The organism is Pseudoxanthomonas sp. 68-E7, from assembly GCF_057773145.1.
On the sequence record NZ_JBYMTI010000006.1, the window covers coordinates 138,273 to 161,197 of the forward strand.

Genomic DNA, 22,925 nt, shown 5'->3' on the forward strand with positions numbered 1-22,925 from the left:
CGGTTAAAGTCCGGCGCCCGGACGCCGATGTCATGGCGACCGTGCCGCCATCGCCAGGGGACGGTGCCGGCGGCGTGATCGCCCCGGCACGGGCGATGCGGCATGGCCGGGGGCGAGCTTGCGTGCCGTGATGCAGGAACGTAAGGTCGGGACAGGCATCGTAGGGGAAGCGATGTGGTGATGGAGCGTTCGCGCGCGAATCAGGAAACGGCCAGGGATGGCAGCGGCAAGGGCCTGCCCGCACGGGTGGCGGCGATCATCCTGTTCGCCGCGCTGGGTGCACTGCTGACCGCGACGGTGCTGGAAGTCCAGGCCGGCGCCACCGCCTACATCGTGGGCGAGAGCCACTGGTCCAAGGCCCAGCAGACCGCGGTGTCCGCGCTGTACCGCTACGTGTCCCACGGCAATCCGGAGGATCTGGCGCGGGTCCGCCAGGCCTTGCGGGTGCCACTGGGGGATCGCGCAGGACGGCAGGCGCTGGACCAGCGGCCGATCGATCTCGCGACCGCGCGCCAGGGGTTTCTCGAAGGCGGCAATGCGCCGGCCGACATCGATCGGCTGATCCGGATGTACCGCCTGTTCGCGCATGCGCCGTACTTCCGCGAATCGGTGCATTTGTGGAAACAGGCCGAAGTGGACATCCTGCATCTGCAGGCGTTGACCGACGACATCGAACGACGCCGGCGTTCCGGCGTCATGGGCGAGGCGGAAATCCTGCGCCACCAGCGCACGCTGCTGGACATGGACGCCCGCCTGCGGGTGGCGGAGCTGGCGTTCTCGCAGTCGCTGGTGGATGGGGCGCGCTTCCTGCGGCGCACGCTGACCGCGCTGGCGGTGCTCGCGTTCTTCGCGCTCGCGGCGTACGCGCTGACGGTCATGCGCCGCACCCTGCGGCACATACGCCGCACCGAGACGGAGTTCCGCGCGGCTTTCCACCAGGCGGCGGTGGGCATGCTCAAGCTGGATCGCGGGGGCCGCATCACCCAGGCCAACGAAGTGCTCGCCCAGATCCTGTCGCATCCGCTGGACGAACTGCGGCGTGGGCACCTGAAGGACCTGCTGCATCCGGAGGATCTGCACTTCGATGACGAAGGGCGCCCCGACTGGACGCGGATGATCGAGCCGGGCGAACGCCGGCTGCGCCGCCGCGACGGCAGCAGCCGCTGGGTCCGCTGGAGCGCCTCGATCATCACCGGCAGCGAAGGCGAGGGGGAACGCATCTTCGCGGTGGTCGAGGATGTGTCCGAGGCGCGCGAACTCGCCAGCGAAATCGCCCACCAGGCCAGCCACGACGATCTCACCGGCCTGATCAACCGCCGGGAAATCGAGCGCCGGCTGGGCCAGATCACCCTGGCCGTGCAGCGCCAGCCGGCGCGCCATGCGCTGTGCTTCGTCGATCTGGACCAGCTCAAGCTGGTCAACGACACCTGCGGGCACGCCGCCGGCGATCGCTTCCTGCGCCAGTTCGCGCATGCACTGTCCTCGCAGTTGCGCGGCGAGGACTGGGTGGGACGGCTGGGTGGCGACGAGTTCGCGATCTTCCTCGCGCATGCGACGCTGGAGGATGCCGAGCGGGTGGCGCAGCGGCTCCACGCACGGCTGGCGCAATCGGCCTTCCACTGGAACGATCGCAAGTTCGGCCTCGGCTGCAGCATCGGCGTGGTCGAGATCAATCCGGAGACCAGCGACGCCGACTGGCTGCTGCGCGCGGCCGATACCGCGTGCTACCTGGCCAAGGAGGAAGGCCGCAACCGGATTCGCTGCTATCGCGAATCCGACGAGGCGTTCGCGCGCCGCCAGACCGAACTGGACTGGGTCGCGCACATCCAGCTGGCGATTGCCGAGGATCGCCTGCTGCTGTATGCCCAGCGGATCAAGCCGCTGCGGGGCGAGGAGCGCCTGCAATACGAAGTGCTGGTGCGGATGATCGATCACGAAGGCCACATCCACGGTCCCGGCTACTTCCTGCCGCCGCTGGAGCGCTACGGGCAGGCGATGATGCTGGACCGCCACGTGCTGGCGGCGACGCTGGACCTGATCAGCCGCGACACCCGCCATCTGCTAAGCCTGGATCTGTGCCACGTCAACGTGTCGGCGCAGTCGATCGCCGATCCGCTGTTCCGCCAGTTCGCCGCCGAGCAGCTGGATCGCCATCCGGGCGTGGCCAACAAGCTGTGCTTCGAGATCACCGAGACCGCGGTGATCGGCAACCTGACCGATGCCTGCCTGTTCATCGAGGCCATGCGCGCGCGCGGCTGCCGCATCGCCCTGGACGACTTCGGCAGCGGCCTGTCCTCGTTCGCCTACCTCAAGAGCCTGGACGTGGACATCCTGAAGATCGATGGCGCCTTCATCCGCGACCTGGGCCGCGACAACGTCGACCTGGCCCTGGTCCGCTCGATGGGGCAGGTGGGCCGGGCGCTGGGCAAGCGCACCATCGCCGAGTGGGTGGAGAACGAGGCGGCGATGGCGCGGCTGGCGGAGGTGGGCATCGACTACGCCCAGGGCTACGCCATCCATGCTCCGGTGCCGCTGGCGGGCCTGATCCGCGAATGGAAGGCGACCCGGCCCGACCCGATCGGGGCGATGTCCGGCTGAGTGCTGTGGCCGGGGCGGGGAATCGTCGATAATTCCCGCATGACCACCCGCCTCAACAAGCACATCGCCGAAACCGGCTTCTGTTCCCGCCGCGAGGCCGACCGGCTGATCGCCGAGCGCCGCGTCACCGTCAACGGCCAGCCCGGGGGCGTGGGCGCGGTGGTGGGCGAGGGCGACGAGGTCCGCGTGGACGGCCAGCCGCTGAAAGCGCGCACGGTGAAGGCCGGCAAGCGCAGGCATGTCTACATCGCGCTCAACAAGCCGGTCGGCGTCACCTGCACCACCGAGGGTTCGGTGAAGGGCAACATCGTCGATTTCGTCGGCCACGAACAGCGCATCTTCCCGATCGGCCGCCTGGACAAGGATTCCGAAGGCCTGATCCTGATGACCAGCAACGGCGACATCGTCAACCAGATCCTGCGCGCCGAGAACCGCCACGAGAAGGAATACCTGGTGGCGGTGAACAAGCCGGTCACCGACGAATTCCTGCGCGGCATGGCGCGCGGCGTGCGCATCCACGGGCAGATGACCCTGCCGTGCCGGACCAGCCGGATCGCCAAGTTCGGTTTCCGCATCATCCTCACCCAGGGCCTGAACCGGCAGATCCGGCTGATGTCGGCGGAGTTCGGCTACCGGGTCACCCAACTGCGCCGCGTGCGCATCGACAACCTCAAGCTGGGCGCGCTCAAGCCCGGGCAATGGCGCAACCTGACCGACCTGGAACTGCGCGGCCTGCTGCCGCAGCAACAGGAGTGGTAGTACCGCGCGCGGCTTGATCCCGATCAAGGCATCCGTGCGCCGGATGCCGGTAATCTGCGATCAGGGCCGGTATCGTCCGGTCGACCACGAAGGAGCAACGCCATGAAGATCCTCCTGGCCGTCGATGAGAGCGAGACCGCATTGCAGGTGGTCAAGCATGCCGCGCAACTGGCCAAGCAGCTGAAGGCACCGCCTTCCATCGCCCTGGTGTACGTCAACCTGCCGCTGCCCAAGGCGGTCGCCAAGGAACTGGGCGTGGAGGGGGCGGAAGCCTACTACGCCGATACCGCCGCGGCGGTGCTGCGCAAGGTGCGCGCGGCGATGAAGCGCACGCGCCTGCCGTTCACCGAACACCGCGCGGTGGGACCGGTGGCCGAAACCCTGATCAGGCTGGCCAAGGCCGACCGCGCGGATCTAATCCTGATGGGCAGCCACGGCCGCGGCACCCTGAAGAACCTGCTGCTGGGCTCGGTCGCCACCAAGGTCATCGCCACCAGCCCGGTGCCGGTGATGGTGGTGCGCTGAGGATTGCGCCGCGCCACGATCCGGACGATCGGCGATTGTTCTGTTCATGCGCGGGTGGTGGGTGTGATCCGAGAGCCAATCTCCGGTCACCTGCTGCGCAGGTGACCGCCCCCTTTGGGAAAGGGGGCTATCGAATCAAGGGTGGCTATCGGGCGCGCGCCACGGATTTCGCGACTAAGGCGAGCCCGCGCTGCGCCACAGCGCCGGCCAGTCGCCCGGCTCGCCGCCGCGGCAGCCGCCCAGGTAGTTCCAGTGGGCCAGGTGGAAGTCCCGGCCATCGAACACCCAGCTCGCGCTCTCGCCGCAGTCGGCCATGCCACGGCCCTTGGCCATGTGGTACAGCACCGACTCGTCGTTGTTGTAGCCGGCATTGGTGAACGCGTCCCAGGCGACCTGACGGCCGCTGTCCGGCGAGGGAACCATCGGCATCGGCAGCACCAGCCGGCGTGCTTCGGCGGGGCGATTGATCGGGGCACGGAACGCGAGGTGGCTGGACTGGTAGGCGCCGCGCCAGCATTCGATCAGGACCAGTGCTTCCCGCGAGGTCAGCGCCACGGCGGTGTCGAAGTGGTTGTCCGCGGGATCGTCTTCCGCAGGCCGGTAACATTCCTCCTTCTCCAGCAGCGCCGATTGCGCCCGCCGCACCGCGCCGATCAAGCGCTCCCGGGTGTCCTCGCCCAGCGGTGGCAGGGCGGGCGCCGGCTTCACCGCGGGTGGCAACGCGGGCGCGGCGGGTACCTGCGACGCGGGCTTGTCGCCGCCGCGCAACAGCGCGGTGACGTTGCCGAGCCGGCCCTGGGTTTCGTCGATCAGCAGCAGGCTCGCGCTCAGCCCGTCCAGCGGCACGCCGCGCTGGCGTTCGCCATCGCCGAAGGTCAGCTCATGACCGTTTCGCAGGGTCTCCAGCAAGGTGCGCACGCGTTCCGGATCGTGACTGTCGAGTGTCTGCACGCCGTCCTGTTCCGGTGACAGCGTCCAGTGATGCGCATCCAGCGCCAATGGCCTGCCATCGACGCGCAGTGTGGCGACATCGATCGGCATGCCCGATTCCAGCGCCAGCGACAGCCCGCCCGCCGGGCCGGCTTCGGCGATCAACCGGAGCATCAGCGGCGATATCTCATTGGCCCCGCGCGCCTCGCAGCGGACGGTGTTGTCGCAGGCGACCACCCAGTCCTTGAATTGGCGGTAGATCGGCGTGGCGGCGCTGGCGCCGGCCGAGACGCACAGCAGGAGCAGGGGAAGGAGACGGCGCATGAACGGGATGTCCTGATGAATGCCTGGCATCCGCGGCCGCGTGATGGCGGGTACGGGAGTCGGCAGGCGGGAGTGCAATCTGCACATGGCGCGGCGAGGGTTCAACTCACTCTGAACCCTGCTGTGCGAATCAATCCACCAGGTTCTTGGCCTCGGACGTGCCCAGCACTTCCGGATGGTGCACGGCGCCACTGGACTTGCGCCGTTCCAGCAGCGGATGCAGGAACACCGCGATCAGGATGATCGCCACGCCCAGGTAGAACAGCGGGGTCAGCTCGCGCTGTTCGCCCAGCAGCAGGATCGCCAGCAGGATGGCGTAGATCGGTTCCATGTTGGTCACCAGCTGCACGCCGTAGGCGGTCAGGTGGCGCAGCGCCACCAGCGAGAGCGCGAACGGCAGCAGCGTGCACAGCAGCGACAGCGCCAGCAGGTAGGCGCCATCGCGCAGGCCGGGTACCACCAGCAGATCGCCGGCGAAGGCGGGGAACAACATCGGCATCACCGGCGCGAGCAGGGTCAGCAGGAGCGTGCCGGCCCCCAGTTCCAGCGCGGTGACGGTGAGCGGATCGCCGTGTTCGACCAGGCGCTTGTTGAGCGAACCGAACAGGGCCACGAACAACGCGGACACCGCGCCCACCACCACGCCCAGGCGCATCCCGTCGGGCACGCCGCCCACCACCAGCGCCACCCCGGGCAGCACCGCCACGCCGAAGGCCAGTTCGCGGGCCGAGAACGGGCGTCGCGCCAGCCAGGGCTCCAGCACCGAGGTGAAGGCCGGCGCCAGCGCGATGCAGGTCGCCGCCACCGAGGCGTTGGCCAGCTTGATGGCGCCGTAGAAGGTCAGCCAGTGCAGCGCCACCAGCGCGCCGATGCCGGCGTAGGCCAGCATCAGCCGCGGCGACATCGCGCGCAGCCCGCGCCAGACCCGCGGCAGCAGCGCCAGCGCGACCACCACCAGCAGCATGCGCCACCACACCAGCGGCAGCGCCGGCAGGGTGATCAGTTTGCCGAGGATGGCGGTGAAGCCCCACAACAACACGCAGAAATGGATTTGCAGTTGCGCCTTGGCGTGCGGGGTCATCGACATGTGTCCATTGTCGCCGAACACGCGCACACTGGCGACGTCACCCGGTCGGACGCGGGAGCCATTCATGGCGGTACATCACGAATTCGGCGAGTACCTGCGGGAACTGATGGCCGAGGTAGGCGAGATCCGGCTGCGTGCGATGTTCGGCGGGCTGGGGGTGTATCTGGACGACCGCATGTTCGGCCTGGTCCTGGACGACACCCTGTACCTGAAGACCGATGCCTTGACCGTGGAGGAATTCCGCGCCGCCGGCGGCGAGCCTTTCATTTACCGGCCACGGCGCGAAGGACAGATCCCCGGCTACTGGACGCCGCCGCCCGACGCGCTGGAATCTGCGCAGGCGATGCGGCCCTGGGCGCAGCGGGCGATCGAGGCGGCGCGTCGCAAGCCACTCCGGCGGCCGCGCGGGCCAGCCCGCTGACCGGGCGGCCCTGGCTCATCCGTCCGGCGCGGAAAGCGCACCGCAACCACCACACACGGCCCCCCTCCCCCGCCTGCGGGGGAGGGCTGGGGTGGGGGCCAACGAAGCCTCGGTGGTTCCCTCACGGCCAAGCTGCCCGAAGCCCGCCACCTTTTTTCCAGAGCGGACAGCCCAGCGCCCCCGTCAACTTCTCCGGCCCACACACGACGAGCCATCCAGTTCCACCCCGATCTATGACAGGCTGACGGCGTCTCCATACCGATCACCCGCCGATGGAACCGGGCCTGACCCCGAAAGGACGCGCCTTCGCCGCCGCGGTGATGGCGGTATCGCTGGCGTCGCTGCTGCTGCAATACGTGTTGTTGCTGGAACTGACCCGCGACAACGTCGGCGCGCTGCTGGGCACGCTGCGCTTCTTCAGTTACTTCACCATCCTCAGCAACCTCGGCGTGACGCTGGTGTGCCTGGGCGCGCTGCGTGGCGGCGGTGGCATGTCCACGCGCGCCCGCGTGCGCGGCGCGGTCGCGCTGTACATCGGCGTGACCGGCCTGATCTACGTGTTGATCCTGCGCCATCTCTGGCAGCCGCAGGGCCTGCAATGGTGGGCCGACACCGGCCTGCACTACGCCGCGCCGCTGCTGTACCTGGGCTGGTGGCTGCTGGCCGCGCCGCATGGCCGGCTGAACCTGCGCGACGCGGTGGCCTGGCTGTTGTTCCCGTTGCTGTACCTGGCCTGGGTGTTGCTGCGCGGCGCCTGGCTGGGCGAATACCCGTACCCGTTCATCGACGCGGGCCAACTGGGTTACGCCAGGACCGCACTCAACGCGACGGGCGTGCTGCTGGTGTTCCTGGCACTGGGCGGCATCCTGCTGGCGCTGGATCGCCTGCTCGCGCGCCGCAACCCATCCCCGTAGGAGCGACGTGAGTCGCGACCGTGGTTCCGACGCGGAGAAGGCAGCTGCGGCATGAGGTGGATGGCGGAGTGCAATGAAAGTGCCCTGTGAAAAGCTCGCGACTGACGTCGCTCCTACAGGGGAGATGTGCGTTGTAGGAACGACGTGAGTCGCGACCGTGGTCTCGATGTGGAAAAGGCGTATGCGTCGTGAGGTGGATGGCCGGGCGCAGTGAAATTCACCGCGAAAAACTCGCGGCTTGCGTCGCTCCTGCACGGGGATGCCTGCGGTGTTGTCGGGGTGGAAAAGACATCGGTGGACGAAGGCCCGGCGCGCGTGCCATGTTCAGCGCCCTCGGCGAACCGGATCCGCGCATGACCTCCCTCGAAGGACAGCATCACCGACCCTTCAACCGCCAGGACGCCAAGACCCTCGGTCTGGCCGCGCTGGGCGGGGCGCTGGAGTTCTACGATTTCGTGGTGTTCGTGTTCTTCACCGCCACCCTCGGCCGGTTGTTCTTCCCGCCTGGAACCGAGCCGTGGCTGGCGCAGTTGCAGGTCTACGGCATCTTCGCCGCCGGCTATCTGGCGCGGCCGCTGGGCGGGATCGTGATGGCGCACTTCGGCGACCGCGGGGGACGCAAGCGCATGTTCACCCTCAGCGTGCTGCTGATGGCGGTGCCGACCCTGCTGATCGGCCTGCTGCCGACCTACGCGCAGATCGGCCTGCTCGCGCCGCTGGGGTTGCTGCTGCTGCGCATCGTCCAGGGCATCGCGGTGGGTGGCGAGGTGCCCGGCGCCTGGGTGTTCGTGGCCGAGCACGTACCGGCGCGACACGTCGGTTTCGCCTGCGCCAGCCTGACCGCGGGGCTTACCGCCGGCATCCTGATCGGCTCGCTGCTGGCGGCCTGGATCAACACCGCGCTGACGCCGGCCCAGGTCGTGGGCGGCGGCTGGCGATTGCCATTCCTGCTGGGCGGTGCGTTCGGGCTGTTCGCGGTGTTCCTGCGCCGCTGGCTGCAGGAGACGCCGGTGTTCGTGGAAATGCGCGTGAAACGGCAACTGGCGGAAGGCCTGCCGGTGCGGCAGGCGCTGGCCGGGCACGCCGGCGCGGTACTGCGTTCGATGCTGGCGTCGTGGCTGCTGACCGCCGCGATCGTGGTCGGCGTGCTGCTCACGCCGAACCTGGTGCAGTCCCTGTTCGGCCTGCCGCCGGCGCTGGCGTTCCAGGGCGGGAGCGTGGCGACCGCCGCGCTGATCTTCGGCTGTCTGGCGGCGGGCTGGGCGGTGGACCGCTTCGGCGTGGCCGCGACCCTGCTGGTCGGCTCGCTGGCGCTGCTGGTGGCGATGTACGCGCTGTACCTGCCGCTGGCCGCCGGCGACGCCTCCGGTTTCATCGCCCGCTACGCGGTGGTCGGCTTCTGCATCGGCGTGGTCGGCGCGGTGCCGGCGCTGATGATCGCGGCGTTCCCGCCCGCAGTGCGGTTTTCCGGCGTCTCGTTCTCCTACAACGTCGCCTATGCGCTGTTCGGTGCGCTCACGCCGCCGCTGGTCGCCTATCTATCCACCCACCTGGGCAAGACCGCCCCGGCGCACTACGTGGCGTTCGCCTGCGGCATCGGGGTACTGGTGGCGCTGCTGTCGATGCGGCGCGGAACGGCCGCCCCGGTAGGAGCGACGTGAGTCGCGACCCGGCCGGGTTTCCGCTCGCGACTGACGTCGCTGCTACAGCCGGTTGATCAGCGCCATGGCCGCGGCCGGATTGCGCTCCTTGGCCGCGCTGATGAAGTAGACGAACACGTCGCGCGGCGTGTTGCCCGGACGGGGGCCCTCCACGTGCGGCAGCTCGGCCGGATCGCCGCCGGCCGCCCATTGCCGGGCGCGCTCGGCCCATGCATCCAGTTCCGCATCCGGATAGCCCTGCGGAATCTCGCTGCGGGTACCCATCAGGCGCGCGTAGACGAAGTCGGCGGTGAGATCGGCGAAGCGCGGATAGTCCGGTGAATCGGTGAATACGGTCGCCATCCCGTGGCGGCGGGCGAGGGCGAGGAAATCCGGGGTGATGAAGGCCGGATCGCGCACGTCCAGCACGTGGCGCAGGCGCCGGCCGCCGGCCTCGCGCGGCAGCAGGTTCAGGAACGCGGCGAAGTCGTCGGCATCGAGCTTGCGTCCGGCCTCGAATTGCCACACCAGCGGACCGAGCTTGTCGCCGAGCTCGACGATCCCGCCGATGAAGTCCTCCACCTGCACGCGGGTTTTCGCCAGTGCCCGCGATTGCACGATCCGCTTGGGCGCCTTGGCGGAGAACAGGAAGCCGTCCGGCGCCTCGTCGCGCCATTTGGCGTAGGTGGCCGGCTGCTGGGCGCCGTAGTAGGTGCCGTTGATCTCGATGGCGGTGACGTGGCGGCTGGCGTACTCCAGCTCGCGCCGCTGGACCAGCCCGGCCGGATAGAAATTGCTGCGCCAGGGCGCGAACACCCAGCCACCAATGCCGACCCGGATGGCGTCATGCGCGCGCGTGGCGCCGGAGAACAGATCACTCATGCGGGCGGCGGGTCCGGTCAGGTCTTCCAGGGATCATAGCTGCCGAACCACCACAGGTGACCCTCCGGATCCCTGCATGCATAGCCGCGCCCGCCATAGTCCTGGTCCGCCAGCTCGATGACGATCTCGGCGCCGGCCGCCCTGGCGCGAGCGTAATGGGCATCGGCGTTGCTGACGATCACGCAGGGACTCTGGGTCTCGCGGCCGCCGGTCTCGTCGGGCTGGGCGATTTGCCGGCCCCATTCGCCGCCGCCGGACGTGGACCCCAGCATGATCATGCCGTTGCCGAAGGTCAGCTGGGCGTGGTGGACCGTGTCGCCGTCGGCGTAGACGGCCTGGCGCTCGAAGCCGAACGCCTCGCACAGCCAGTCGATGGCCGCCCGCGCGTTACGGTAGCGCAGGCAGGGGATGAGGGTGGCGGTGGTGGCGGCAGCCAGGCTCATGCGGGATCTCCGGGACAAGTGGCGACCGGCAGGATAGTCCGTGCCGCGGACCACCCTGTGAACGTGTTCACTTTGCGTTATCGTGTCGCCGTCCCGGACGCCCCCACCCATCGCCCGGTCTCCCTCCCGTACCGGAACTTCCCATGCGCTCGACAGGAACCCTCCTGCTGGCCGCGCTGGCCCTGTGCAGCTTCCCCGCCGCCGCCCGCGACTATTGCAATGAATCCACCGATCTTCCCCCCACGGTCAACTTCCGGGTCGACAACGATCTGTTCGGCCAGCAGGACCAGGGCTACAGCAACGGCGTGATGCTCACGCTGGTGTCGCCCAACCTCAAGGACTACACCGGCGATCCCTGCCTGCCGCGGCTGGCGCGCTGGATCAACCGCCACTTGGAAGCGGTGACCCCGGAAGGCTTCGACCAGCAGAACATGGTGGTCAGCTTCGCCCATGGCATCTTCACCCCGACCGATTCGGCCCGCCGCGACGTGATTCCCGACGACCGGCCGTATGCCGGGGTGCTGCTGGCGAGCCTGGGCTACAACGCCCGCAACGGGGACCATCTGCGCACCACCCAGTTGCAGTTCGGCATCGTCGGGCCGTCCGCGCTCGGCAAGCAGGTGCAGAACGAGGTCCACAAGATCACCGGCGGCGAGAAGTTCGAGGGTTGGGACAACCAGCTGCGCGACGAGCCGGTGTTCCGCATCGTGCACGAACGCATGCGCCGGTTCGCGCCCGAGCAGGAGGGCATCTGGAGCTGGGACGCGGTCAGCCACTACGGCGGCACCCTGGGCACCCTGACCACCTACGCCAACGTCGGCGGCGAACTGCGCTTCGGCCGCTACCTGCCCAACGATTTCGGCAGCACGCCGCTGCGCCCCGCCGGCGAGAACACCGCGCCCACCGGCAGCCGGATCCCGCCGGACGTGCTGGGCTTCCACATGTTCCTGACCACCGACGCGCGCTGGGTGCTGCGCGACATCACCCTGGACGGCAACACCTTCAAGAGCAGCCACAGCGTGGACAAGCGGGCGTTCGTGGGCGAATACGGCTACGGCCTGGCCTTCATGTACGGACGCTGGAAGTTCGCGCTGGCGCGCTACCACAGCACCCGCGAGTTCGATGGGCAGAAGGAACGCCCGGTGTTTGGCAGCTTCACCATCAGCCGCACCTTCTGAGCGGCGCCCGGAGGCAGCGATGGACTGGACCACACCGGATCTCTGCGATGCCCATCCCGACGTGCGGGTCGCCGAACCGCGGTTCCGCGGGTTCGGCGGGCGGGTGGCCTTCCACGGCGCCATCGCGACGGTACGCTGCCATGAAGACAACTCACGGGTGCGCGAACTGGCCGGCACGCCCGGCCTGGGCCGGGTGATGGTGGTGGACGGCGGCGGCTCGCTGCGTCGTGCGCTGCTGGGCGATCAGATCGCCGCCAACGCGGCGCGCAACGGCTGGGCGGGCTTCCTGATCCATGGCGCGGTGCGCGACGTCGAGGTGCTGGCGCAACTGGATCTGGGCGTGCAGGCGCTGGCCGCGCATCCCATGAAGACCGAGAAGCGTGGCCTGGGCGAGGTGGAGGTGCCGGTGCGTTTCGCCGGTGTCGATTTCCATCCCGGCCATTGGCTGTACGCGGATGCCAATGACGTGATCGTCAGCGCGCATCCGCTGATCTGAAAAACCTGCCTGATTCCCTGTAGGAGCGACGTGAGTCGCGACCATCATCCCTGGTTGACCCCAGACGACGCGGTCGCGACTTACGTCACTCCTGCCGAGGGAGGAAAGCGGGAGGGAAAATCCCTCCCGCCCGGTATCGATCACTGGATCGGTTCGTCCAGCATCAGTTCGCGCACGAAGCGCACCGGCGGCGCGCCGTAGGACAGCACCTGATCGTGGTAGGCCTTGGCGTTGAACTTGTCGCCCAGCTTGGCCTCCATCGCCTTGCGCAGATCGAAGTGTTCCTGCGCGCCGACGAAGTAGGTCGGCAGCTGCGCCGAGCTGAGCTGCGCGCGGGTCCACTTGCCGGCGGCCTCGCGCTCCTGCTGGAAGGTCTGGCGGACCATCAGGTCCATCGCCTGCTCGCGGCTCCAGCCGTCCACGTGCACGCCTTGATCGAGGATGGCGTTGCCGATGGTGCGCAGGTAGAACTTCAGCTGCACCAGGCGGAACAGCGGATCATTGTCCAGGTAACCGGCGTCGGCCATCATCCGCTCGGTGTAGACCGCCCAGCCCTCGGCGAACAGGCCCGAGCGCAGCACCGCGCGCAGGGTCGAGGGGAACTTGGCCGAGTGCCAGCCTTCCAGGTAGTGGCCCGGCGTGCCTTCGTGGATGCTCAGCAGGTGGATCATCCGGCTGTTGTATTCGCGCAGGAACGAATCGACCTGGGCCTGGCTCCAGTCTTCCGGAATCGGCGAGATCGCGTAGAAGGTCTTGAGGTTCTTGTCCAGCGGACCGGGCGAATCGCAGTACGCCACCGCCACGCCGCGCTGGAACTCCGGCATCGGGATGATATCGACCGGCGCGTCGGGCAGGGTCACCAGATCCTTGGCGCGGACGAAATCGGTGGCCGACTTCAGTGCGGCCTCCGCGTCGGGCACGACCTTGTCGCGCGCCGGACGCTCGGCATAGGCCAGTTCCAGCGCTGCCTCGATCGCCTTCTGCTGCTGTTCGTCGCCCGGGTTGTCGGTGAGCGACGGTGCGTTCGGCTTGTCCTTCAGCACCTGCTGCGCGATGGCGTACATCTCGCCGCGCACGCGCTTGAGCTCACCCTCGGCGCGCTGCTTGATGTCCGCGCGCGACAGCGAGGACAGCAGGGCGAACTTGAGCTTCTGGTCGTAGATCTTCTCGCCGACCCGGAAGTCGCCCCTGGCGTTGGGCACCAGGGTCTTGTCCAGCCACTGCTGGTGTTCCTCGACCGCCTTCTTCAGCGTCTCGGTGGCGGCGGCCAGGCGCTGCTGGTCGGCCTCGGGCAGTTCCTTCGCATGCGGGGTGATGAAGCTGTCGACGATGCTGAGGATGCCGGCGTTCTGCTTGGCCACCGTCTCGGCGTGGATCTTCGGCACCCGCGCCGGATCCAGGTTGGCGCGCGCCTGTGCCAGCAGGGTAGGGATCTTCTCCATGCGGGTGATCGCGGACTTCAGGCGATCCGGGAGCGGCGCGAACTCGCGCGCCATCAGGTTGTAGAGCGCGCCTCCGGCCAGGCCGCTATAGACCTGCGGATCCCAGGCCCAGGCTTGCAGGGTCTCGTTGCCCCAGGCGTCGTACTCCAGCTGATTGCGCAGGATGGCGGCATCCACCTGGTTCTCGCGGGACAGCTTGGAGACATCCATCGCGGCCAGTTCGGCCAGCATCTTGCGGCTGAAGTCCAGGCTCTTCCGCCGGCCCTCGGCGCTGAGATCATCGATCTCGCCGTCATAGCGGTGCTCGCCGATCTGGGTGGCGCTGACCGGCGACAGTTGCAGCCAGCCCTCGAGCGCGCGCTTGGACAGATCGGCGAAACGGGCGTCGGCCTGTGCGTCGGAAGCGGTGGCGGCCGCGGGCGTCGCCTCGCCGGGGGCGGGCGCGTCGGTCTTCTGGCAGGCGGCCAGGCTGGTCAGGAGGGCAAGGGCAAGCAGGCTAGGGCGCATCGAAATTCTCGCGGCAGTGCACAAAGGATTGACCCGACACATTAGCGGCTGGAACGTCCCGCCGCATCTGCCATTCGATTACCCTTGTCCCCTTCTACGGTCGAAGCAGGAGCGAACGAAAGATGAAGCACCAGGGAAGTTGCCATTGCGGCCGCATCGCCTTCGAGGTGGAAGGCGACATCGCCGAGGTCTACGACTGCAACTGTTCGATGTGCCGTCGGCGCGGCGGCCTGCTTTGGTTCGGGCCGCGCTCGGCGTTCCAGCTGGCCAGCGCGGAACAGGACGTGGGCACCTACACCTTCAACAAGCACGCCATCCAGCACCACTTCTGCGCGAACTGCGGCATCGCGGTTTATGGCGAGGGCGACAACCCGAAGAGCGGGCCGATGATCGCGGTCAATGTGCGCTGCCTGCCCGACGTGGATCTGGCGGCGCTGAAGGTGGTGCCCATCGACGGGGCGAGCTTCTGACATGACCCGGAAACAGGGAACATGGCGTGTGGGCGCCATCGTGGCGCTGGTGTTGCTGGTCGCGGCGGGCTGCGCCCGGCACGAGGGCGGCGGCGCCGTCGCCGTCGCCGCGGATTCGGTGCGGAACCCGGCCGGAGGCCAACTGGCCTACGAACACGACGTGGAGATCGTGCTGGGGGCCAGCGCGATTCCCGATCGCCTCAAAGCCAGCCAGCAGGCCTGCGGTACTGGCAAGTTCGGCGCGTGCAGCGTGCTGGCGGTCAGCCAGCAGGGCGGCGACTATCCGCGCGCCAGCCTGACCGTGCGCATCGTGCCGGATGGCGTGGAGCCTTTCATCGCGCAGGCGGCGAAAGGCGCGGACATTGGCAGCCGCAATACCCGGGCCGAGGATCTGGCCCAGGCGGTCGGCGACAACAGCCTGTTGCAGGACCGGCTCACCCGCGAGCGTGATCGCCTGCTGGAATTCCAGCAGCGCCGCGATCTGGCGGTGGCCGACATGATCGCGCTGTCGCAGCAATTGGCGCAGGTCGAGGCGCAGTTGCAGGCGGCGCAGCAGGAAGGTGCCCAACACCGGCATCGCATCGATACCCAGCGCGTCACCCTCCAGTTCGTCCCGCCCGGCGGACAGAGCGGGCGCGGCGAGATCCGCCAGGCCCTGCGCGATTTCACCGCCACCCTGTCCACCGGCACGGCCTGGACGATCCGCGCGGTGGCGTTCCTGATCCCGGTCGGACTGGTGCTGTGGGTGGTGATCGCGCTGGTGCGCCGCTGGCGGCGCAGGAAAGCCTGATCGGGCCATTGCTTCGCCTTTCAATCTTTCACGGAGAAACCGGACATGTGGCATCGCATCGCGTTGACGGCAGCTTTCCTCATGTCCGCCCCGGCCTGGGCCGGTTGTCCGCCGGAGGGGACGGATGCGGCCTCGCTGCGGTTGCTGAAGGAGCAGAAGTTCGCGGTGGAGGACACCGCCGCGCGCGATGCGTTGGCGCTTGGCCTGGTCGATTGCCTGTCGGATCCGGATCCGGAGATCCGCGACGGCATCGCCTACGAGGGCATCACCGCCTGGCTGCGCGGCGACCAGTTGGCCGAACCGGTGCGCCGACAACTGCTGGAGCGGCTGTACGCGCAACTGGATGGCAAGGACCCCGGGGGTTTCACCCATCCGTTCGCGGCGCTGATGCTGTCCGAAGTCGCGCGCACCGATCGCCTGCAGCCCTGGCTGAGCGCGGACGAGCGCGTCGACATGGTCAAGCGCGCCACCCGTTATCTGGCGTCGGTGAACGACTATCGTGGCTACGATGCGAAGGAAGGCTGGCGCCATGGCGTCGCGCACGGTGCCGACTGGTTGCTGCAGCTGGCGTCCAACGAGCAGGTGAACCGCGAGCAGGTCGAGCAGATCCTGGCCGCGCTCACGCTCCAGATCGTGCCCGAGCAGGCGCATGCCTATGTGTTCGGCGAACCCGGCCGGCTGGCCCGGCCGATCATCTTCATCGCCCGCCGCGGGGTGCTCGACGACGCGGAATGGCAGGCCTGGTTCACCGGCCTGCCGCAGCGCCTGGGCAACCAGGACCAGGCCTATCGCGACGTCGCCTGGCTGGCGCGACGCCACGATCTGATCGCCTTCCTCGGCAGCCTCTACCTGGAGGCGGATCAGTCCGCCGATCCGAAAGTGCAGGCGCTCAAGCCGGCGGTGGTGGCGGGGATCAAGGCGGTGCCGTGAAGGCCGCGTGAGTTCGCCAAGCAGTTCGCGCTCGTGATGTGAGCGCGACGCTGCCGTCGCGGTAGCGCGGGTTACGTTCGCGCGCTGTAAACGGTTTTGTCCCTGTTCGGCCAGGTGGACCCGGGCGTAGATTCGGGCGACGCGCGCCGCGCGTTTCCATTCGCCCACCGGGGATCGCCTATGCAACGGAACCGTCTGTCCTTCTGCGTGTGTTGTTCCCTGGCATGGATGGCGACCACGCAAGGCGTGGCGGCGCAGGAGCAGGCACCGCCGGACAGCGGGCAGGCGCAGGCGACCACCCTGGATCAGGTGACGGTGCTCGGTTCGCGCCGGGTCGCGCGCAGTTCGGACACGCAGTCGCCGGTGCCGGTGGACGTGATTCCGATGGCGCAGGCGGCCGAGCAGGGCGCGCAGTTCGATCTCGCCCAGACCCTGCAATACACCGCGCCTTCGCTGATATCGACGCGACAGACCGGTGCCGATGGCGCCGACCTGATCGACGGTGCCGCGTTGCGGGGACTTGGATCCGACCAGACCCTGGTGCTGGTGAACGGAAAACGGCGGCACACGGTGTCGCTGGTGAACATCTACGGCGCGCGCGATCGCGGCAACACCGGCACGGATCTGAACTCGCTGCCGATGCTGGCCATCGATCGGGTGGAAGTGCTGCGTGATGGCGCGGCCGCGCAGTACGGATCCGACGCGATCGCCGGGGTGATGAACATCGCGTTGAAGCGGCGCCCGGGTTGCGAGGCGATCGCCGGCTGGGGCCAGTATTCGCGCGGCGATGGCGAGAACTGGATCGCCTCGGCTTATTGCGGGCTGGCACTGTCCAACGGCGGCCACTTCGCGGTGACCGGCGAATGGCAGGACCGCGATCGTTCCAACCGCGCCACCGCCGAGAACCCGCTGCGCATCATCGGCGACAGCCGGGTCAAGAACAAAACCCTCTATCTCAACGGCGATCTGCCGCTGACCGATTCGGCCGAGTTCTACTTCACCGCCGGCATGCAGGATCGCGATGCGTCCTCGGCGGCCTTCGCGCGCGAGGGCATCGGCTCGGAGGACATTCCCTCGCGCAACTCGGCGGCGATGTATCCGGACGGCTTCGTGCCCTTCATCAACGGCGACCTGCAGGATCGTTACAGCATCGCCGGCCTGCGTGGCGACCTTGGCCAGTGGCACTGGGATGTCTCGCATACCTATGGTTACAACGAGCTGCGCTACACCATCGATCACACCCTCAATGCCTCCATCGCCAACCTGGATCTGATCAACGGCGGTGCGGGCATCAGCCCCAGCCGCTTCGACGCCGGCGGCTTCTCGTTCAAGCAGAAGACCATCAACGCCGATGTGTCGCGCTATTTCGACACGGTGCTGCACGGATTGAACCTGGCCTTCGGCGCCGAGCACCGGCGCGAGGACTACCGCATCCGCGCGGGCGAGCCCGGTTCCTACCTGGACGTGGACGGCGCCGGCGAAGGCGGCAACCCGGGCAGCCAGGGTTTCCCCGGCTTCCAGCCCAGCGACGTGACCGACAAGCATCGCGACAGCTGGGCCGCGTACGCCGACGTGGAAATCGACTTTACCGAGCGGTTCATGCTGGGCCTGGCGGCACGCTACGAGGACTACAGCGATTTCGGCAACACCCTCAACGGCAAGCTGGCGGCGGCGTTCCGGGTCAGCGACAGCTTCCTGCTGCGCGGATCGGTGAGCACCGGCTTCCGCGCGCCGTCGCTGCAGCAGAAGTATTTCTCTTCCACCATCACCGACTTCATCAGCGGCGAACCGGTGGACGTGGTGATTGCGCCCAACGGCGGCGCGCTCGCCAACCTGGCCGGCATTCCCGCGCTCAAGGAGGAAACCTCGCGTGGCGCCACCCTGGGCTTCACCTGGTCACCGACGACGGCGGTATCGCTGACCCTGGATGCCTACCGCATCGAGATCGACGACCGGGTGGTGCTGAGCGGCGAGTTCGACACCAGCGATCCCGTCATCGGCGCGGCGCTGGAGGCGTTGGACGTGGGCCTGGCGCGGTTCTTCTTCAACTCGGTGGACACCCGCACCACCGGTGTGGACCTGACCCTGTCGTGGGACATGCAGGCCGGCGCGGGCAAGCTGAACACCTACCTGGCGGCCAACTACAGCAAGACCGAGGTCACCCAGGTGCATACGCCGCCCGCGCTGGCCGGACGCGAGGACGTGCTGCTGTCGCCGCGGGATCGCCTGTTCGTGGAAAATGGCGCGCCGCGCAACAAGGCCGTGCTTGGCCTGGACTACGCGCTGGACCGCTGGGACTTCGGCCTGAAGATCATCCACTTCGGCTCGCAGACCCTGGGCACCTTCTCCGGCCCGCCGGTGCCCGATCAGCACTACAAGGCCAAGACCTCGGCCGACCTCAGCATCACCTACAGCTTCACCGACAACGCCAAGCTGACGATAGGTGGGGCGAACCTGCTGGACGTGTTCCCGACCCGGCAGGATCCCAACGAAACCGACAACGGCCACATTTACGAGAGCGTACAGTTCGGCCTCAACGGCGCATCGTACTTCGCCCGCTTCTGGTACCGGTTCTGATCCGGCGCCGGGGGGCGCCGCTCAGCGGCCCAGCAGATCCGCCGGAATCGGCGGCAGTGGCGTGCGCTCGTCGTCCGCCTCGGCCTTCAGCCAATCGATGAAGGCCAGCGCCGCCGGGCGCGGAGCGCGGTGCGAGGGATGCACCACGTAGTAGGCGAAGCGCGCTTTCAACGACGGACCGGGCAGGCGCACGAGTTCGTAGCGCTGCAGGTACGGCTGCGCGATCACCTTGCGCGCCAGCGCCGCGCCCACGCCGTAGACGCTGGCGCGCATCACGTCGGTGCTGTCGCTGAAGCTGTGCATTTCCGGCAGGCGCAGGCCGCGCACGCCGGCGGCGCGGAACCAGTCGCGCCAGCCCTGCAGGGCCAGATCGGTGACCAGCGGCAGCCGCGCGATGTCGCGTGGCGTCTTGACCGCCTCGACGCCCGGTAGTCCCGGCGAGGCCACCGGGAACAATTCGTCGTCCATCAGGTGGTAGGCGCTCAGGCCGGGCCACTGGCCCGGACCGTGGCGGATGCCCAGGTCGGGGCCGCCTTCGTCGAAACGGGTCAGGGCGATTCCGGTATCCAATTGCAGGCGGATGTGGGGATGCAGGGCGGTGAAGCGCGGCAGCCGCGGGACCAGCCAGCAATAGGCCAGCGAATGGAGCGTGGTCACCCGCAGCACCGAGACGCCGTCGGTGTGGCGCAGATTGGCGGCCACGCTTTCGATGTCGGTCAGCGCGGTGGTGGCGGCGTCGGCCAGTTGCCGGCCTTCCTGGGTCAGCTTGACCCCGCGCGCATGGCGCTGGAACAGGGCCACGCCCAGCAGCGATTCCAGCTTGCGGATGTGGTGGCTGACCGCGCTGGCGGTGAGGTGAAGCTCCTCGGCGGCGTGGGCGAAATTCTGGTGCCGGGCGGCGGCGGCGAACACGCCCAGGGCGGGCAGCAGGGCAGGGCGCAGGTTCATGGGAAGGCATCAACCAGATTTGTGGCTCGCCCGCATAATATGCGCTTGCGGCCCATGCCGGGCGCGCCAGAATGGCCGAGACACAAAAAAGGTGCACGGTGATGGCGGGCAATGGCGCGATGGCGGATGCGGGCAAGACGGGCTCCCTGGGAGCGACGGACATGACACGGGACTGGCGAACTCCCCTCGAACTGCTGGTGCTGGGCGCCATCTGGGGCAGCTCGTTCCTGTTCATGCGCATCGCGGCCGAGCCGTTCGGCGCGTTCGCCCTGGTCGATATCCGGCTGACGCTGGGCGCGCTGGTCCTGCTGCCGTTCCTGTGGCGCGACCGCGCGGTGTTCACCCGGGCGATGTGGCCCAAGCTGGCGATCATCGGGTTGATCAACTCGGCCATTCCATTCCTGCTGTTCGCGTGGGCGGCGCAGCGCTCGCCAGCCGCCATCGGCGCGATCTGCAATGCGATGACGGTGCTGTTCGCCGCCTTGATCGGCTTCCTGTTCTTCGGCGAAAAGATCGGCACCCGCCGCGCCATCGCGCTGCTGGTCGGATTCGGTGGCGTGGTGCTGCTGGCGACCAGCAAGGCCGGTGGCATCAGCGTCGGCATGGCGGTGATCGCCGGTTCGACCGCCGCGCTGCTGTATGGCGTGGGCGTCAACCTGGTCCGCCGCCACCTGGGCGGCATACCGCCAGCCGCCGCGGCCGCCGCCACCCTGGGTTGCTCGGCGCTGCTGCTGGCGCCGTTCGCCGCCACCCACTGGCCCACCGGCGCGATTTCGCCGCTGGCCTGGGGCAGCGCGATCGCGATCGGCGTGCTCTGCACCGGCTATGCCTTCCTGCTGTACTACCGGTTGATCCAGCGCATCGGCGCCGCCCGCGCGGCCACCGTCACCTATCTGGTGCCGTTGTTCGGCGCGGCCTTCGCCTGGCTGTTCCTCGGCGAACCGGTGACCCCGGCGATGCTGGCCGCCGGCCTGCTGATCCTGGGCAGCGTGGCCTTCAGCCAGCGGGCGCCGAAGCCATGAGCACGACGGCAAGGACGGAACAGAAGCGGGTCGTGTTCGATTTCGAGATCGACTTCAGCAACGGCGGCGGGCTGCAGGGACAGGACTTCCGCCTGGACTTGCACGGCGACGACATCGCGAACAGCGCATTGGCCGACTACATCGTGCGTGATCTGCGCCTGTTGATGGTCGGCGCGGTGCGCATCCGCAACAAGCGCATCATCCACGAAGCCCATAAGCGCCCCGAAGGCGACGCCTGACGACGGGCCTGACGGTCTTCGCCAGGCCGACGTACACTGCCGCCAGGTTCGGTTTCCGGGACGTGCGATGAAACGTTGGCTGGCTGGGGGATGGACGGCACTCGCGCTCGCTTTTCTGGTGCAGGCGCCGGCGGACGCGCAGGACGGGAAAGAGACAACGGCGCGGGCGGTCGATCCGCTGTTCGTGGCGTCGCCCGCATCGCTGAATCCGGAACAGATCGCCTCGCTTCAGCAGCGCCTGGTCGACTGGCCGCAACTGGCGCGCTACCGGGAGGACAACGCGGCACTGCCGCCGCCGGCGTCCGGCGAACGGCGAGTGGTGTTCTACGGCGACTCGATCACCGACGGCTGGGGGCGCGTGGACGGCACCGTGTTCTTTCCCGGCAAGCCCTACGTCAATCGCGGCATCTCCGGGCAGACCACCGCGCAGATGCTGCTGCGCTTCCGCCAGGACGTGATCGATCTGAAGCCGGCTGCCGTCGTCATCCTCGCCGGCACCAACGACATCGCCGGCAACACCGGTCCGGCCACGCTGGACATGATCGAGGACAACCTGCGCTCGATGGCCGAACTGGCCCGCGCCAACGGTATCCGCGTGGTGCTGGCCTCGGTGCTGCCGGTCAGCGAATACCCGTGGCGACCGGGCCTGCATCCGGCCGAAAAGGTGCGCCAACTGAACGCATGGCTGCGCGACTACGCGCGCGACAGCGGCGCGGTCTATCTCGACTACCACGGCGCCATGGGTAACGCCGAGGGTGGGCTGGACGCGCGCCTGGCGGCGGACGGCGTGCATCCCACGCCGGCCGGCTACGCGGTGATGGCCCCGCTGGCGCGGCATGCCATCGAGCAGGCGTTGGCGATGGAAGAAAGGTCAGAATGAGAGCGATCAATGGAAGAAGGTTGACGGGTGAACTTTCCGTCACCACAACAGGCTGACCTCCTCGAGATCACCATTTTCGGAACGAACTGCAACGAATGTGGCCTTCGACGCTTGTGCAGGCGATGACCCTGTCCATCATGGGGCCTGTTATCGTGATTCCGTGTCTCGTCGCCCAGTTTATGAAGCTGATCAGGTCGGTATCCGGGTGCCCGCGGAATTCATACTCTTGGTACCCTCCCTCCGCGAATTCCTCTCGCGTCTCAGGGATTGAGTTGTTGTGCGCATCCTTTGCGCTGTTGGGAACTCTTTCCCACTTATTTTTTTCGTAGCTGTAAACGACTTCCAGCCTAGTTCCGTCAGGGAATCGAACTTCCACGCGGACGGAAGCCGCATGCGAATTTAGCCATGTCACAGGATTGAAAACGCGGAATACGCTGTTTGCACCTGCGATTATGGAAGGGTAGCGACTGTGCATATGGTCGAGCAGGTTGTTCATTCTGCTTGAGTTGCCAAGGGCATCATAGGCACTCATTGGAAGTTCTTTGCCTGCCGCTGACGCCACGCCGCGCCTGATTGCGTCGGCTGATGAGGGGAGTGAATAGCTGAATATGAGTGAGTTTCCGTTGTTTCTGTAGAGCCAAACAAGCTCTGTGAAATACGCAGCCATTTCATCTGTTATGCGGCCTTGGTGGACTCTTCCTGTAGGCGTAATTATGACGTTCTCTATGTCGCCGGTAGAAAGACTGAAGACAATGATTCCTCCAAAATCAATCTCCGCAGCAGCAGCTTTTCTCATCTCTTGGAGGGAACACCCTTCGCAGGGGATTGCGTACAAGCTTTGCGCTTTGGCAGATGACAAGCAAGCAAAGAGAGCGAGCAGGCCAGTGGCGATGCTGATGACTCGTGGCATGGATTCACCTTCT

The 22,925-nt window shown here is 67.7% G+C and carries 22 protein-coding genes; 15 read left to right on the plus strand and 7 right to left on the minus strand.

Annotation, left to right across the window (positions count from 1 at the left end; all coding sequences use genetic code 11):
• Positions 1-180: 180 nt before the first annotated feature.
• The 3 genes from AC3DE2_RS15500 (at position 181) to AC3DE2_RS15510 (ending at position 3,882) form a co-directional block, all read left to right on the plus strand.
• Positions 181-2,598, plus strand: coding sequence for a putative bifunctional diguanylate cyclase/phosphodiesterase (locus tag AC3DE2_RS15500; RefSeq protein WP_488426942.1), 2,418 nt, complete (start codon positions 181-183; stop codon positions 2,596-2,598).
• A gap of 39 nt (positions 2,599-2,637) precedes the next feature.
• Positions 2,638-3,357, plus strand: coding sequence for a pseudouridine synthase (locus AC3DE2_RS15505; protein WP_295375401.1), 720 nt, complete (start codon positions 2,638-2,640; stop codon positions 3,355-3,357).
• Positions 3,358-3,459: 102 nt separating this feature from the next.
• Positions 3,460-3,882 (plus strand): universal stress protein, encoded by a 423-nt coding sequence (locus AC3DE2_RS15510; RefSeq protein ID WP_295375399.1) that lies wholly within the window; start codon positions 3,460-3,462, stop codon positions 3,880-3,882.
• Positions 3,883-4,056: 174 nt separating this feature from the next.
• Here AC3DE2_RS15510 and AC3DE2_RS15515 read toward each other — a convergent pair whose 3' ends face one another.
• Complete coding sequence (locus tag AC3DE2_RS15515; protein ID WP_488426943.1) at positions 4,057-5,136, minus strand: DUF1176 domain-containing protein; 1,080 nt, start codon at positions 5,134-5,136, stop codon at positions 4,057-4,059.
• Positions 5,137-5,266: 130 nt separating this feature from the next.
• A complete protein-coding gene (locus tag AC3DE2_RS15520) occupies positions 5,267-6,223 on the minus strand; it encodes a DMT family transporter (RefSeq protein WP_488427094.1) in 957 nt (318 codons plus the stop codon).
• Positions 6,224-6,287: 64 nt separating this feature from the next.
• Here AC3DE2_RS15520 and AC3DE2_RS15525 point away from each other — a divergent pair, with 64 nt between their 5' ends.
• The 3 genes from AC3DE2_RS15525 to AC3DE2_RS15535 all read left to right on the plus strand — a co-directional run bounded on the left by AC3DE2_RS15525 (position 6,288) and on the right by AC3DE2_RS15535 (position 9,219).
• A complete protein-coding gene (locus tag AC3DE2_RS15525) occupies positions 6,288-6,644 on the plus strand; it encodes a TfoX/Sxy family protein (RefSeq protein WP_488426944.1) in 357 nt (118 codons plus the stop codon).
• A gap of 272 nt (positions 6,645-6,916) precedes the next feature.
• Positions 6,917-7,558: a Pr6Pr family membrane protein gene (locus tag AC3DE2_RS15530; protein WP_488426945.1), complete on the plus strand. Its 642-nt coding sequence runs from the start codon at positions 6,917-6,919 to the stop codon at positions 7,556-7,558.
• Positions 7,559-7,911: 353 nt separating this feature from the next.
• Positions 7,912-9,219, plus strand: a complete 1,308-nt coding sequence (locus AC3DE2_RS15535; RefSeq protein WP_488426946.1) for an MFS transporter — start codon at positions 7,912-7,914, stop codon at positions 9,217-9,219.
• A 42-nt stretch (positions 9,220-9,261) separates the two neighbouring features.
• Here the strand turns inward: AC3DE2_RS15535 and AC3DE2_RS15540 are convergent, their stop codons facing one another.
• Both AC3DE2_RS15540 and AC3DE2_RS15545 read right to left on the minus strand, forming a co-directional pair.
• A complete protein-coding gene (locus AC3DE2_RS15540; protein WP_488426947.1) occupies positions 9,262-10,080 on the minus strand; it encodes a DUF72 domain-containing protein in 819 nt (272 codons plus the stop codon).
• 17 nt (positions 10,081-10,097) lie between these two features.
• The gene (locus AC3DE2_RS15545; protein ID WP_488426948.1) at positions 10,098-10,523 is read right to left on the minus strand and encodes a VOC family protein; all 426 of its coding nucleotides are present in this window, start codon (positions 10,521-10,523) and stop codon (positions 10,098-10,100) included.
• Positions 10,524-10,666: 143 nt separating this feature from the next.
• Between AC3DE2_RS15545 and AC3DE2_RS15550 the strand changes: the two genes are divergently transcribed.
• Positions 10,667-11,701 carry a lipid A deacylase LpxR family protein gene (locus AC3DE2_RS15550; protein ID WP_488426949.1) on the plus strand — a complete coding sequence of 345 codons (1,035 nt, stop codon included), beginning with the start codon at positions 10,667-10,669 and terminating at the stop codon, positions 11,699-11,701.
• 19 nt (positions 11,702-11,720) lie between these two features.
• Positions 11,721-12,197: a ribonuclease E activity regulator RraA gene (gene rraA / locus AC3DE2_RS15555; protein ID WP_488426950.1), complete on the plus strand. Its 477-nt coding sequence runs from the start codon at positions 11,721-11,723 to the stop codon at positions 12,195-12,197.
• A 140-nt stretch (positions 12,198-12,337) separates the two neighbouring features.
• On the opposite strand, the gene AC3DE2_RS15560 is transcribed toward rraA, so the two are convergent.
• Positions 12,338-14,146 (minus strand): DUF885 domain-containing protein, encoded by a 1,809-nt coding sequence (locus AC3DE2_RS15560; protein ID WP_488426951.1) that lies wholly within the window; start codon positions 14,144-14,146, stop codon positions 12,338-12,340.
• A gap of 122 nt (positions 14,147-14,268) precedes the next feature.
• On the opposite strand from AC3DE2_RS15560, the gene AC3DE2_RS15565 reads away from it, so the two are divergent.
• The 4 genes from AC3DE2_RS15565 (at position 14,269) to AC3DE2_RS15580 (ending at position 18,913) form a co-directional block, all read left to right on the plus strand.
• Positions 14,269-14,616: a GFA family protein gene (locus AC3DE2_RS15565; RefSeq protein ID WP_488426952.1), complete on the plus strand. Its 348-nt coding sequence runs from the start codon at positions 14,269-14,271 to the stop codon at positions 14,614-14,616.
• A 1-nt stretch (position 14,617) separates the two neighbouring features.
• A complete protein-coding gene (locus tag AC3DE2_RS15570; RefSeq protein WP_488426953.1) occupies positions 14,618-15,406 on the plus strand; it encodes a DUF4349 domain-containing protein in 789 nt (262 codons plus the stop codon).
• A gap of 45 nt (positions 15,407-15,451) precedes the next feature.
• Positions 15,452-16,336, plus strand: coding sequence for a DUF2785 domain-containing protein (locus AC3DE2_RS15575; protein ID WP_488426954.1), 885 nt, complete (start codon positions 15,452-15,454; stop codon positions 16,334-16,336).
• 180 nt (positions 16,337-16,516) lie between these two features.
• On the plus strand, positions 16,517-18,913 hold the full coding sequence (locus tag AC3DE2_RS15580; protein ID WP_488426955.1) for a TonB-dependent receptor plug domain-containing protein: 2,397 nt from the start codon (positions 16,517-16,519) through the stop codon (positions 18,911-18,913).
• Between the two features lie 21 nt (positions 18,914-18,934).
• Here the strand turns inward: AC3DE2_RS15580 and AC3DE2_RS15585 are convergent, their stop codons facing one another.
• Positions 18,935-19,861 (minus strand): LysR substrate-binding domain-containing protein, encoded by a 927-nt coding sequence (locus tag AC3DE2_RS15585; protein WP_488426956.1) that lies wholly within the window; start codon positions 19,859-19,861, stop codon positions 18,935-18,937.
• Between the two features lie 161 nt (positions 19,862-20,022).
• Here AC3DE2_RS15585 and AC3DE2_RS15590 point away from each other — a divergent pair, with 161 nt between their 5' ends.
• From AC3DE2_RS15590 to AC3DE2_RS15600, 3 genes are all read left to right on the plus strand, one after another.
• Positions 20,023-20,883, plus strand: a complete 861-nt coding sequence (locus AC3DE2_RS15590; protein WP_295382723.1) for a DMT family transporter — start codon at positions 20,023-20,025, stop codon at positions 20,881-20,883.
• Complete coding sequence (locus tag AC3DE2_RS15595) at positions 20,880-21,122, plus strand: cyclase (protein ID WP_488426957.1); 243 nt, start codon at positions 20,880-20,882, stop codon at positions 21,120-21,122. The genes AC3DE2_RS15590 and AC3DE2_RS15595 overlap by 4 nt, the downstream gene beginning before the upstream one ends.
• A 67-nt stretch (positions 21,123-21,189) precedes the next feature.
• Entirely contained in the window at positions 21,190-22,002 is an 813-nt protein-coding gene (locus AC3DE2_RS15600) for an SGNH/GDSL hydrolase family protein (protein ID WP_488426958.1), read from the plus strand.
• 67 nt (positions 22,003-22,069) lie between these two features.
• Here AC3DE2_RS15600 and AC3DE2_RS15605 read toward each other — a convergent pair whose 3' ends face one another.
• Complete coding sequence (locus AC3DE2_RS15605; protein WP_488426959.1) at positions 22,070-22,912, minus strand: hypothetical protein; 843 nt, start codon at positions 22,910-22,912, stop codon at positions 22,070-22,072.
• Positions 22,913-22,925 lie beyond the last annotated feature (13 nt).

Coding starts and splice junctions, on each gene's coding strand:
- rraA (WP_488426950.1), top strand. CDS start 11,721: ATGGACTGGACCACACCGGATCTCTGCGATGCCCATCCCGACGTGCGG.
- AC3DE2_RS15525 (WP_488426944.1), top strand. CDS start 6,288: ATGGCGGTACATCACGAATTCGGCGAGTACCTGCGGGAACTGATGGCC.
- AC3DE2_RS15510 (WP_295375399.1), top strand. CDS start 3,460: ATGAAGATCCTCCTGGCCGTCGATGAGAGCGAGACCGCATTGCAGGTG.
- AC3DE2_RS15545 (WP_488426948.1), bottom strand. CDS start 10,523: ATGAGCCTGGCTGCCGCCACCACCGCCACCCTCATCCCCTGCCTGCGC.
- AC3DE2_RS15585 (WP_488426956.1), bottom strand. CDS start 19,861: ATGAACCTGCGCCCTGCCCTGCTGCCCGCCCTGGGCGTGTTCGCCGCC.
- AC3DE2_RS15580 (WP_488426955.1), top strand. CDS start 16,517: ATGCAACGGAACCGTCTGTCCTTCTGCGTGTGTTGTTCCCTGGCATGG.
- AC3DE2_RS15550 (WP_488426949.1), top strand. CDS start 10,667: ATGCGCTCGACAGGAACCCTCCTGCTGGCCGCGCTGGCCCTGTGCAGC.
- AC3DE2_RS15530 (WP_488426945.1), top strand. CDS start 6,917: ATGGAACCGGGCCTGACCCCGAAAGGACGCGCCTTCGCCGCCGCGGTG.
- AC3DE2_RS15505 (WP_295375401.1), top strand. CDS start 2,638: ATGACCACCCGCCTCAACAAGCACATCGCCGAAACCGGCTTCTGTTCC.
- AC3DE2_RS15540 (WP_488426947.1), bottom strand. CDS start 10,080: ATGAGTGATCTGTTCTCCGGCGCCACGCGCGCGCATGACGCCATCCGG.
- AC3DE2_RS15600 (WP_488426958.1), top strand. CDS start 21,190: ATGAAACGTTGGCTGGCTGGGGGATGGACGGCACTCGCGCTCGCTTTT.
- AC3DE2_RS15590 (WP_295382723.1), top strand. CDS start 20,023: ATGACACGGGACTGGCGAACTCCCCTCGAACTGCTGGTGCTGGGCGCC.
- AC3DE2_RS15515 (WP_488426943.1), bottom strand. CDS start 5,136: ATGCGCCGTCTCCTTCCCCTGCTCCTGCTGTGCGTCTCGGCCGGCGCC.
- AC3DE2_RS15520 (WP_488427094.1), bottom strand. CDS start 6,223: ATGTCGATGACCCCGCACGCCAAGGCGCAACTGCAAATCCATTTCTGC.
- AC3DE2_RS15565 (WP_488426952.1), top strand. CDS start 14,269: ATGAAGCACCAGGGAAGTTGCCATTGCGGCCGCATCGCCTTCGAGGTG.
- AC3DE2_RS15535 (WP_488426946.1), top strand. CDS start 7,912: ATGACCTCCCTCGAAGGACAGCATCACCGACCCTTCAACCGCCAGGAC.
- AC3DE2_RS15595 (WP_488426957.1), top strand. CDS start 20,880: ATGAGCACGACGGCAAGGACGGAACAGAAGCGGGTCGTGTTCGATTTC.
- AC3DE2_RS15605 (WP_488426959.1), bottom strand. CDS start 22,912: ATGCCACGAGTCATCAGCATCGCCACTGGCCTGCTCGCTCTCTTTGCT.
- AC3DE2_RS15560 (WP_488426951.1), bottom strand. CDS start 14,146: ATGCGCCCTAGCCTGCTTGCCCTTGCCCTCCTGACCAGCCTGGCCGCC.
- AC3DE2_RS15500 (WP_488426942.1), top strand. CDS start 181: ATGGAGCGTTCGCGCGCGAATCAGGAAACGGCCAGGGATGGCAGCGGC.
- AC3DE2_RS15575 (WP_488426954.1), top strand. CDS start 15,452: ATGTGGCATCGCATCGCGTTGACGGCAGCTTTCCTCATGTCCGCCCCG.
- AC3DE2_RS15570 (WP_488426953.1), top strand. CDS start 14,618: ATGACCCGGAAACAGGGAACATGGCGTGTGGGCGCCATCGTGGCGCTG.